The 10,838-nt window shown below is 65.3% G+C and carries 8 protein-coding genes and 6 pseudogenes; 8 read left to right on the plus strand and 6 right to left on the minus strand.

Features of this window, described 5'->3' with window-relative positions; genetic code table 11:
* Positions 1 to 31: 31 nt before the first annotated feature.
* Positions 32 to 187 carry a hypothetical protein gene (locus ACFODQ_RS01460; protein WP_377014630.1) on the minus strand — a complete coding sequence of 52 codons (156 nt, stop codon included), beginning with the start codon at positions 185 to 187 and terminating at the stop codon, positions 32 to 34.
* On the minus strand, positions 156 to 506 hold the full coding sequence (locus ACFODQ_RS01465) for a hypothetical protein (RefSeq protein WP_377014632.1): 351 nt from the start codon (positions 504 to 506) through the stop codon (positions 156 to 158). The genes ACFODQ_RS01460 and ACFODQ_RS01465 overlap by 32 nt, the downstream gene beginning before the upstream one ends.
* A 445-nt stretch (positions 507 to 951) precedes the next feature.
* On the opposite strand from ACFODQ_RS01465, the gene ACFODQ_RS01470 reads away from it, so the two are divergent.
* The 6 genes and pseudogenes from ACFODQ_RS01470 to ACFODQ_RS01495 all read left to right on the plus strand — a co-directional run bounded on the left by ACFODQ_RS01470 (position 952) and on the right by ACFODQ_RS01495 (position 5,667).
* The gene (locus ACFODQ_RS01470) at positions 952 to 1,404 is read left to right on the plus strand and encodes a rhodanese-like domain-containing protein (protein ID WP_377014646.1); all 453 of its coding nucleotides are present in this window, start codon (positions 952 to 954) and stop codon (positions 1,402 to 1,404) included.
* Between the two features lie 49 nt (positions 1,405 to 1,453).
* Positions 1,454 to 2,402 (plus strand): annotated as a pseudogene (locus tag ACFODQ_RS01475) (serine O-acetyltransferase).
* 334 nt (positions 2,403 to 2,736) lie between these two features.
* A pseudogene (locus tag ACFODQ_RS01480) lies at positions 2,737 to 3,664 on the plus strand (family 2A encapsulin nanocompartment shell protein).
* Between the two features lie 14 nt (positions 3,665 to 3,678).
* Positions 3,679 to 3,816, plus strand: coding sequence for a hypothetical protein (locus ACFODQ_RS01485; protein WP_377014634.1), 138 nt, complete (start codon positions 3,679 to 3,681; stop codon positions 3,814 to 3,816).
* Between the two features lie 52 nt (positions 3,817 to 3,868).
* Entirely contained in the window at positions 3,869 to 4,252 is a 384-nt protein-coding gene (locus ACFODQ_RS01490) for a hypothetical protein (protein WP_377014636.1), read from the plus strand.
* 311 nt (positions 4,253 to 4,563) lie between these two features.
* A pseudogene (locus ACFODQ_RS01495) lies at positions 4,564 to 5,667 on the plus strand (SufS family cysteine desulfurase).
* Between the two features lie 73 nt (positions 5,668 to 5,740).
* On the opposite strand, the pseudogene ACFODQ_RS01500 reads toward ACFODQ_RS01495, so the two are convergent.
* From ACFODQ_RS01500 to ACFODQ_RS01510, 3 genes and pseudogenes are all read right to left on the minus strand, one after another.
* Positions 5,741 to 7,790: pseudogene (locus ACFODQ_RS01500) on the minus strand (protein-disulfide reductase DsbD family protein); the annotation flags it as partial.
* 10 nt (positions 7,791 to 7,800) lie between these two features.
* Positions 7,801 to 7,974: a hypothetical protein gene (locus tag ACFODQ_RS01505; protein ID WP_377014638.1), complete on the minus strand. Its 174-nt coding sequence runs from the start codon at positions 7,972 to 7,974 to the stop codon at positions 7,801 to 7,803.
* Positions 7,975 to 8,221: 247 nt separating this feature from the next.
* Positions 8,222 to 8,449 carry a hypothetical protein gene (locus ACFODQ_RS01510; protein ID WP_377014640.1) on the minus strand — a complete coding sequence of 76 codons (228 nt, stop codon included), beginning with the start codon at positions 8,447 to 8,449 and terminating at the stop codon, positions 8,222 to 8,224.
* A 718-nt stretch (positions 8,450 to 9,167) separates the two neighbouring features.
* Between ACFODQ_RS01510 and ACFODQ_RS01515 the strand changes: the two genes are divergently transcribed.
* Together ACFODQ_RS01515 and ACFODQ_RS01520 are read left to right on the plus strand one after the other, a co-directional pair.
* Complete coding sequence (locus tag ACFODQ_RS01515; protein ID WP_377014642.1) at positions 9,168 to 9,335, plus strand: twin-arginine translocation signal domain-containing protein; 168 nt, start codon at positions 9,168 to 9,170, stop codon at positions 9,333 to 9,335.
* 64 nt (positions 9,336 to 9,399) lie between these two features.
* Positions 9,400 to 10,005, plus strand: a pseudogene (locus tag ACFODQ_RS01520) (tripartite tricarboxylate transporter substrate binding protein); the annotation flags it as partial.
* Positions 10,006 to 10,245: 240 nt separating this feature from the next.
* Here ACFODQ_RS01520 and dctP read toward each other — a convergent pair.
* A pseudogene (gene dctP, locus ACFODQ_RS01525) lies at positions 10,246 to 10,838 on the minus strand (TRAP transporter substrate-binding protein DctP); the annotation flags it as partial.

Below are 10,838 nucleotides of genomic sequence, written 5' to 3' on the forward strand. Positions count from 1 at the left end.
CTGGACCTTGAGAGCCCCTCACTTCAACTTGTCATGGGCGGCCCGCTTGGGGCCCCGTGTCTTCTTCATCGTCCTCAGGAATCGCGGCCACACTGATGCCGCCGAGCAAGGCCATCACCAGGGCAAACAGGTAGACGGCGTTGCTGATACCAGGCTCAGGCTGTAGCCCCAGGCGATGACCGAGCACCAGATGCTGTCCTTGTACTGCGCGGCGCACCCGATTGGGCGGGCATGTGCACATACCAGACGACGGCCACGGCGGCAAAGGCCAGCGCGACGACGACACCCAGCGCATTGCGGTGGTGGCGCAGCATCGCGATCAAGGACAGCGGCACCAGCGCACCCCAGACAAACATCATCAGCCAGCTGGCCATGGGCGCCTGGGCGAGCCAGCCAGACAGCGCGGGCCAGTGCAGCTGGGTCTGGATCAGCTGCAGTCCGTCGCGCACCAGCGGCAGGGCCAGCGCGGCGATGGCCACGCACAGCAGCACGATCCCCAGACACACGCGTTTGGCGCTGACATGGCGCTGGTGGGGGCTCCGGCCTGGGTGGACGAATGCAGATCATGGGAATGGGTAATGACAGCCATCTTTGTCTCCTATAGGAGGCTGTCATTGCCGGTTGCCAGCACCGTGCAGGGTGCCAACAGCGGGCATTGCAGCCCTGTTTTGAGGAAGGACCGCAGCACTTGGCCTGTTGCACTGCGGCAGCAGAGGTGCACAGCAGACCTTGGCTGAATGGCAGCAGTCCACTGCTTAACCCTGGTTTCAATATAGCCTTATTCAGCACATAGATCTATAGGCGCAGGCCGCGGCGGTGGGCCTCGTATATGTGAAAAACGCATGTACAAGCGCATTTATATTCTGTTCCAACGGCGTCCAGCGGCCTAAATTGGTGGCTATCCCCATCCATTTGACCTTAGAGGCGTTTTATGACAACAACCGATATCAGCTGCCCGATGTACTGGAGGCAGCCTGGAGAGCGGCGCAGGAGCAGGCGTTGGGCTATGCCGGCAGCGTGCCGCCGGTGGCGGCCTGGCAACTGGTGCAGCAGCAGCTGGCGGTGCTGGTCGATGTGCGCTCGGCCGAGGAGCGCCATTTTGTCGGCCATGTGCCCGGCAGCATCCATGTCCCCTGGGCGACGGGTACGGCGCTGACCCGCAACCCGCGCTTTGTGCGCGAGCTCGAAGCGCGCCTGGCCGCGCACGGCGGCAAGGACGCCGTGGCGCTGCTGCTGTGCCGCAGCGGCAAACGCTCGGTGCTGGCTGCCCAGGCGGCCGAAGCGGCGGGCTTTCGCCATGTCTTCAATGTGCAAGAGGGTTTTGAAGGCGAGCTGGATGCGCTGCAGCAGCGCGGCCATGGCGATGGCTGGCGCTACCACCAGCTGCCCTGGGTGCAGGACTGAGACCCTGACCCTCTCCATGAGCGCGCGTTGAACCCCTAAGAAGGCACCCATGACCACCCCTTTTCCCATCCAAGAAGTGGCCGCACAGTTGGCCGAGCAGCGACGCCAGTGGCGCGAGTCCCACCAGCGCAGCCAGGAGCCCGGCGGGCGCGAGTTTCCCTCGCGCGATGCGCTGGCCCAGACCCTGGGTCTTCTCAAAGGCGTGCTGTTCCCGATGCGGCTGGGCCCGCACGATTTGCTGCAGGAGAGCGAGGACTTTTATGTCGCCCATGCGCTCGATGCCGCCTTGCACCGGCTGCAGACCCAGATTGCGCTGGAGCTGCGCTACACCCAGCGCAGCCCGGCGGGCACCGAGGAGCAGGCCCTGGCCTTGACGCGCCAGTTTGCCCTCGCCTTGCCCGGCATTCGCCGCCTGCTCGACAGCGATGTGCAGGCCGCCTATGAGGGCGACCCGGCTGCCCGCACCGTCGACGAGGTGCTGCTGTGCTACCCCGGCGTGCTGGCGCTGATCCACCACCGCATTGCGCACCAGCTCTATGCACTGCAGCTGCCGCTGCTCGCCCGCATCGTGGCCGAGCTCGCGCACAGCGAGACGGGCATCGACATCCACCCGGCGCGCAGGTTGGCGAGGGCTTTTTTCATCGACCACGGCACCGGCGTGGTGGTGGCGAGACGGCGGTGATCGGCCGCAAGGTGCGCATCTACCAGGCCGTCACCCTGGGCGCCAAGCGCTTTGTGCAGACCGAGCAGGGCCATCTGCAAAAGGGCCAGCCGCGCCACCCGATCGTCGAGGACGGCGTGGTGATCTACGCGGGTGCGACATTCTGGGAAGGGTCACGCTGGGCGCTGGCGCCGTCATTGGCGGCAATGTTTGGCTGACCCAGAGCGTGGCCGCCGGTGCCCATGTGACCCAAGCGTCGCTGCAGGCCGCTGCGCAGACCCTCGCACAGCACACCCGGAGCGAGCCCGCCTTGCCCGCCGAGGAGGCTGCGCTATGAATGATTTCTCCCACCATTTCGGTCTGGCCGTGCGCCGCTCGCGCGAGGCCATGGGCTGTCGCAGGAGCAGCTGGCTGCGCAGGCCGATCTGAACCGCTCCTATGTCGGTGAGGTCGAGCGCGGCCAGGTGGCAGTGTCGCTGGCCACCATCGGCAAGCTGGCCCAGGCGCTGCAGGTGCCCCAGTCCACCTTGGTACTGCGCGGCGAGGAGCTGCACCAGCACTACCTGGTGCGCGCGCAGCACATGCGGCGCTTGGCGGCGATAGCGGTTGAGGCGCCAGCGCCCGCCAGCGATGATTTTCCTGTTCATTCACACGCGCAACCGGAGAGAAATATGACAGCGAATGTAGGCGGCACGACCGCATTGGGCGACAGTGCTGCACGGCAGTTAGCCAACGCCACCAAGACCGTTCCCCAGCTTTCCACGATCAGCCCGCGCTGGCTGACGCATCTGCTGCAATGGGTGCCGGTCGAGGCGGGTATTTACCGCCTCAACCAAGTCAAAAACCCCGAGGACATCCGGTGGCCTGCACGCCAAGACGCATGAGAACCAGCTGCCGCGCACCTTTGTCGAGTACGACGCGCAGCCGCGCGAGTTCTTCCTCAACGCCGTCAGCACCGTGCTGGATGTGCACACCCGGGTCTCCGACCTCTACAGCAGCCCGCATGACCAGATCAAGGAGCAGCTGCGCCTGACCATCGAGACCACAAGGAGAACCAGGAAAGCGAGCTGATCAACAACCCCGACTACGGCCTGCTGGCCCAGGTGGCGGAAGACCAGCGCATCTTCCCGCTGACCGGCGCGCCCACGCCCGATGACCTCGATGAGCTGCTGACCAAGGTCTGGAAAGAGCCGGCATTTTTCCTGGCCACCCGCTCACCATTGCCGCCTTTGGCCGCGAGGCCACGCGCCGCGGCACGCCACCGCCCACGGTCAGCCTGTTTGGCTCGCAGTTCATCACCTGGCGTGGTGTGCCGCTGATCCCCTCGGACAAGGTGCCGGTGGCGGACGGCAAATCCAAGATCCTGCTGCTGCGCGTGGGTGACAAGCGCCAGGGCGTTGTTGGCCTGTTCCAGCCCGGCCTGCCCGGCGAGCAGGGCCCGGCCTGTCGGTGCGCTTCATGGGCATCAACAACCATGCGATTGCCTCGTACCTGATCTCGCTGTACTGCTCGCTGGCGGTGCACACGCCCGATGCATTGGCTGTGCTCGATGACGTGGAGATCAACAAGTACCACGACTACCCCGATACCTACAAGTGAGCAAAGGAGCCGCCATGGTTTCCGCCGTATCCGGCCTGCCCGAGCCATCGGGCGCGCCCATCTCCACCGAGCTGCTCGCGCAGCTGGCCACCGCGCTGTTGCCGAGCGGCCCAGCGCGCCCGGCTTGCCGCCGGGTGTGCAGGCGCCGGTGAACATTGCTCCGCCGGGCTCGCCGCTGGCCAGCCCGGCGGCCTGGGGCCCAGCGTGCCGGGCACCCTATCCCTGCGGCGTGCTGCCGGGCAGCAACCTTTTGCCCGCATCGCCCACACCGTGCTGTCGCTGGCCCACCGCGCCCCGGCCTTGCTGCCCCATGCCGCAGCCGGCAATGGGGTGCCCGATAGCGTGCTGGCCACGCTGCCCGCCTATGAGCCGCGCCTGGGCGGGTTGGTGCAAGGGGTGCCCCATGCGGCTGCACCGCAAGCCAGTGCATCCCAGGCGGTGGCAGCACCCGTTTCTGCTTCTACCCCTGGCGCTGTTATTATTTTCTGGAGCCACCGTCAGCTGCAGCTGCACCTGCGGACAGCAGTGGTGCATCGTTGCAGGCGCTGGCCGACCAGGCCCGCCGTACTGCGCCCGATAGCCATCTGAACGGCATCGATTTGCGTGGGCCACGTGGTGCCGACGTGGCGCCTCTGGGCCACCAGGCCCACCCCGCTCCGGTGCCGGGCGCTGCGCCGCAGTACTACTTTGTGCATGCCGTGCCGCTGCCCAGTGGCTTTGTCACGCCAGCCAAGCCGCATCCGCATGCCGATGCGGCGCCTGTGGCTGCGCAGCAGGACCGCCATCCCGGTTTTGACATCCAGGCGGTGCGGTGCGACTTCCCGATCCTGGCCGAGCGCGTCAACGGCAAGCCGCTGGTCTGGCTGGACAATGCGGCCACCACGCACAAGCCGCGCCAGGTGATCGAGCGCATCAGCCATTTCTATGCGCATGAGAACTCGAACATCCATCGCGCGGCCCACACGCTGGCCGCGCGGGCGACCGATGCCTATGAGCATGCCCGTGAGGTAGTGCGGCGCTTCATCAACGCCCCCGAGGCGCGCGAGGTGGTCTTTGTGCGCGGCACCACCGAGGCATCAACCTGGTGGCCAAGGCCTGGGGCGGGGCGAATGTGGGCGAAGGCGATGAGATCATCATCAGCCACCTGGAGCACCATGCGAACATCGTCCCCTGGCAGCAGCTGGCCGCAGCCAAGGGCGCCCGGCTGCGGGTGATACCGGTCGACGACCAGGGCCAGATCCGGCTCGATGAGTACCAGAAGCTGATCAACGACCGCACCAAGATCGTCGCCATCGGCCATGTCTCCAACGTGCTGGGCACAGTGGTGCCCGTCAAGCAGGTGGTGGAGATCGCCAAGCGCCGGGGCATCACGACCTTGATTGATGGCGCGCAGTCGATTGCGCACACCCCTGTCGATGTGCAGGAGCTGGGCGCGGATTTCTTTGTCTTCTCAGGCCACAAGATCTTTGCACCCACCGGCATTGGTGTGCTCTGGGGCCGGCGCGAGGTGCTGGAGGCCATGCCGCCCTGGCAGGGCGGCGGCAACATGATTGCCGATGTGACCTTTGAGAAAACCGTCTACCAGCCGCTGCCCAATACCTTTGAAGCGGGCACCGGCAACATCGCCGATGCGGTGGGCCTGGGCGCGGCGCTCGAATATTGGAGCGCATCGGCATCGCGCAGATCAGCCGCTACGAGCATGCGCTGGTGGACTATGGCATGGCGCAGCTGGCCCGCGTCCCGGGGCTGCGCCTGATCGGCACCGTGCCGGGCAAGGCCAGCGTGCTGGCATTTACGCTGGAGGGCTACAGCACCGACGAGGTGGGCCAGGCGCTCACGCCGAAGGCATTGCCGTGCGCACCGGCCACCATTGCGCGCAGCCCATCCTGCGCCGCTTTGGGGTCGAGACCGCCGTGCGGCCCTCGCTGGCCTTCTACAACACCTTTGACGAGGTCGACCAGCTGGTGCGCGAGGTGCGCAAGCTGGCGGCGCAGCGGCGCTGATCGGCAGCTTGTTCTGCGTTGCAGAAACGAAAAGCGCCGGGCACAACCGGCGCTTTTCTCATTGGGAGAGGTCTTAAAGCTGTGTGATCGCGTCCACCACTTCCTTGACGCTCAGCACCTCGGACAGGATCTGCGGCGCCTTGCCCGGTGCATACAGCACATAGACCGGCACGCCGCTGCGGCCCAGCTGATTGAGCGCCTGCGTGATGGCAGGGTCCTGGCGGGTCCAGTCGGCGCGCAGCAAGCTCACCTGTTTGCCTTCGAAGGCGGCGAGCACCTGGCTGTCGCTCAGGGTAGTGCGCTTGTTGTACTGGCAGGTGACGCACCAGGCGGCGGTGAAATCGACAAACACCGGCTTGCCGGTGGCACTGATCTCGCCCACCTTCTGCGCCGACCAGGCTGCCACAGCGCGCCGCTGGCCTGTTGGCCGGCGCAGGGGCAGGCGTGGTCAGGTTGTGGCCCATGGCGGTGGCCAGGTAGAGGCCACCGGCCAGCGACAGCACCGCAAAGCCCCAGCGCGCGCGCCCTTGCAGGCCCAGCGCCCAGACGAGCGCGGCCAGCAGCACCAGCATCGCCAGCAAGGTGGCTGCGCCATCGATACCGCTTTGCTGGCCCAGCACCCAGACCAGCCAGACCACGGTGGCAAACATCGGAAAGGCCATCGCACGGCGGAAGGTGTCCATCCAGGCGCCCGGGCGCGGCAGCCAGCGCACCACCGCAGGGATCCAGCTGGCCAGCAGATAGGGGGTGGCCATGCCCAGGCCCAGCGCGGCAAACACCAGCAGGGCCTCGGCGGCCGGCAGGCTCACGGCCAGGCCCATCGACGCGCCCATGAACGGGGCGGTTGCAGGCGAGGCAATGGCCACGGCCAGCACGCCGCTCAAAAAGGCATTGCTGATCGGGCTCTTGGCCTGCTTGCCCGCCAAGCTGCTGGGTACAAAGCTGCCAAACTCGAACATGCCCGCCAGGTTGAGGCCGATCACGGTGAAGAGCGCCGCCAGCGCCGCAATGACCAGCGGCGACTGCAGCTGGAAACCCCAGCCCAGCTGCTGGCCGGCCGAGCGCAGCGCCAGCAGCAGCGCGCCCAGGGCCAGGAACGACAGCACCACGCCCGCGGTATAGGCCAGGCCGGCATGGCGCTGCTCGCGCAGCTGGCTGCCGTGCGCGGTAAAGCCCAGCACCTTAAACGCGAGGATCGGGAACACGCAGGCATCAGGTTCAGGATCAGGCCGCCGATGAGCGCGCCCAGCAGCGCCAGCCACAGGCTGCCCGAAGAGGCCGGCGCGGCGGGGGCGGATGCCTGGGCATTCTTGGCCAGCGCAGCGGCCAGCTCTGGTGAGACCTGGGCCACGGCAGCGGCCTGCCATTGGCCGCTGAGGGGCGCCACGGTACGCCAGCCGATGGCGCCATCGACGGCGCGGTGCTGGTCGGTGGTCAGCACCAGCGGAATGTCTTGCGGCGTCTGGCCCGGTTGGCCGACAGCGGCACCACGGCCGTCCAGTCCGCGCCTTGCCATTGCTGGTGGAAATCCTTGCCGGCCTGCATCGCATGGTGCAAGGTGTCGGGGCTCTCGCTGAGTACCTGCAGGCTCTGGCCCTGCAGAGCAGCGGGCAGGCCGGAGACGCGCAGCTGCAGCGTCTCGCCATCGACCGTGGCCTGGCTGCTGCCTTGCAGTGCGACCGGCGCCTGGGCATGGGCTTTTGCAAAGCTATCCGCCAGCAGCGCGGTGCTGCTCTTGGTCGGGATGGTCAGGCTGAACTGGCCTTCTTCAGGAATGCACTCGACGCGGCAGATCAGCCAGTTCGCGTGCAGGCGCACCGTCACATCGCGCGCATCGGCCGAGAAATGGCTGGGGATCTGCACGGTAACGGGCAGCAGCACCTGGCCTTCATAGCCGTAGTTGACGAGGGTACCGACCCGAATCGGGTGGGGCGTGGCCAGGCGATTTCGCCGGCATCCCAGCCCGGCGGCAGCTGCCATTGCAACTGCGTGGGCAGGCCCGAGTCGCCGGGATTGGTCCAGTAGGTATGCCAGTCGGGCTGGTGGTCCAGCAGCAGGCCCAGTTCAATGCTTTTGCCCGGCTCGATGCCCTGCGGCGCCAGTGCCACCAGCTCTGCGCGCACACGCGCGTGGTCACCACGCTGCTCGACGCGGGCCGGAGGCCGTGTCCATCGCGGGAGCGCTGGCGCCGCTGCCGATCTGGAGCTTGATCTGGGCCTGGGCATGCAGCGCCGTGCCGCTCAGCACGAGGGCCAGCAGTGTAAAAAAAAGCGCTCCTATCGAGCGGCGCAGGAAAGCATGGGGCATATCGCGTGGTACCTGTTTGTCTGGCGGTGAGAGGACAGATACGTGGAGAGGTTCCCGCATCATAGAACCTGAGCGGCTTGCTCGCTGGTAGCGGCCTGGAAGCCGCTGGGTGCCAGCACCGCAGCCCCAACGCACAGACGCAAAAAAGGCCACTGCATCGCAGTGGCCTGTTCCCAAGGGCGGTGAGTGTGTGCGCCGTCCCGTGGATGCCCTACCGGCTCAGTGGCTGCCGGCAAGGGGGAAAAGCTTATTCGCCTTCCAGGATCGAGCCGTTGGCCAGCGCTTGGCGGGCAGCCTGGGTCACTTCGGCGCGGCTCAGTTGGCCCTTGCCCAGTTCGTAGGCGTTCACGGTCGACTGGTTGCCTTGGGCAATCATCGTGTTGGTCTTGCGGGCTTCAGCCAGCTGGGCTTGCACATCGGCGCGGCTCACGCGCTGGTCGCAGCCGCTTGGGGGTGATGGCTTGGTCGCCTTCAAAAGATTGGCTTGGGCAACGGAAGCACCCAGGGCGAGAGTAGCGGCGATAGCGAAAATACGTGCGTTCATTTTTCTTTCCTTTGGGATTGCGTTCGGCCTGGTGTCGACTCGCGTCGTCTTTTGCGGTATCGGCCAACTTGTTTGCTGGCCATACCGCTTTTGTTTAACGATGGAATGAAGTTTATATTGGTATCTATCTTCGATAAATAGCCAAAAATCAAACTGATTGTTCCGAAATCAATGTGAATTAGCTTGGAACTTTTACAAATATGTGACAGCTAACCCTGGTGTTAACCCTAGATTAGGGTATTTACCAGGGGTATAAATTGGCTATGTTTTTTTGAGATAAAGTAGAGAAAAACTATTATAAAAATCTATCAAGAGCGCCTTGGGCATGAGCGGCCAGGTGGGCGCCACCCAGGGGGGCGGTGATGCCCTGCCGTGCGGATGCCTTGACTCCGTTGCAGTGCTGATATCGGCACTAATGGCCGGCTCGTTAGGCCGTCAGTTGCTGGCGCCGTGGCAAGGCCCGCGCGGGCCCTGGCCAAGACGCCTGGGAGACAGGCGGGAGCCCCTGCTGGGCAGCAGCCCGTCCACGCTGTGCAACCATGCCGCGATAGCGCCTGCGAATGGTGGCATTGCTGGCAAGTATTAGACAGCCCGCGCGGTGCTGCCCACAATGGGCCGACAACAATAGGACAGCCACAGGAGACATTGCATGGACATGATTGCGCGCCGCCATTTCCTCACCACCCTCGCCGCCGCTGCGGGCGCCGCCAGCGTGCCCCAGTGGGCCCAGGCGCAAGCGGCCTATCCCAACAAGCCCGTGCGCGTGATTGTGCCGTTTGCCGCAGGCGGCACCACCGATGTGGTGGCCGGCTGGTGATGCAGAAGATGGGCGAGCTGATGAAGGCCTCCTTTGTCATCGACAACCGGGGCGCGCCAACGGCATGATCGGCACCGGCGAAGTGGCCCGCGCCCAGGCCGATGGATACACCTTGCTGTTCAATACCGCGGGTGCCCAGACGCTGAGCCCGGTGATCTACAAGGCGCCCTATGAGGCGGCCGCCAGCTTTGCGCCGGTGGCCAAGGTCTGCTCGGTGGGCTTCATCATCATTGCCCGCAAGGATTTGCCCGCCAACACGCTGCAAGAGCTGATCGCGCTGGCGCAAAACAAGGACAAGCCGCTGACGGCCTCGTCGGGCAGCGCCATCATTAACCTGATCACCGAGCAGTTCAAGCAGGTGATCAAGGCGCCGCAGATCATCAATGCGCAGTACAAGGGCACCAGTCCGCAGATGCAGGCCGTCGTCTCCGGCGAGGTGGATTTCTCGTTCGACTCCTTTGCTGCCGTGGAGATGATCAAGGCCGGCAAGGTCAAGGCCTTGGCCGTGGTGCTGCCCCAGCGCGCCGCGTCCTTCCCCGATGTGCCGACCTTGGTCGAGCTGGGCATCAAGGACATGGAGTTCAGCTCCTGGGCCGGCTTGCTCGCGCCCAAGGGTACCCCCAAGGAGATCGTCGCGGCCCTGTCGCAGAACATCGACAAGGTCATGCAGATGCCCGATGTGCTGGCCAAGCTCAAGCAGTACGACTACATCCCGGTAAAGACCAGCCCCGAGAGCTTGCGCAGGAGATCCAGGCCGAGACCGACCGCTGGAAGCAGGTGGTCAAGACGACCGGCTTCAAGATCGAATAAACACAGTGCGTTAGCGCCAGTGCGCAGGGTGCTCTGTAGCAGCGCCCACAAAAAAACCACCGGCGCAACCCGGTGGTTTTGCTTTTGGAGGGTGCTGCTCTTACTGCTTGCGGGCCGCAATCGCTTTCTCGGCGGCGGTCACCAGGTCGGCGCCCACTTGCTGCTTCCATTTGTCATACACCGGGCGGGTGGCTTTCACAAAGGCTTCGCGCTCGGCAGCGCTGAGCTCAGTGACGGTGACGCCATTGGCGCTCAGCTCCTTGACCAGCGGCTTGCCCGCCTCGATCATGCCTTTGCGGGCAATGGCGATCTCTTCCTGGCCGGCTTCGATGGCGGCCTGGCGTACGATGTCCTGGTCGGCCTTGCTCCAGCTCGCCCAGATGTCTTTGTTCACGACAAAGATCAGCGGGTCGTTGATGTAGCCCCACAGGGTCAGGTACTTCTGGCCCACAGTGTTGAGCTTGGCCGCCTGGTAGACAGCCACCGGGTTTTCCTGGCCGTCGACGGCGCCGCTGGCCATCGCCGGCTGCGCATCGGCCCAGCTCATCTGCGTGGGGTTGGCGCCTAGCGCGCTGAAGGTGTCGACAAACAGCGGCGAGCCGACCACGCGATCTTGAGGCCCTTCATGTCGGCAGGGGTCTTGATCGCATGCTTGGAGTTGGAGATTTCGCGGTAGCCGTTCTCGCCCCAGGC

This window comes from Comamonas sp. JC664, from assembly GCF_042647185.1.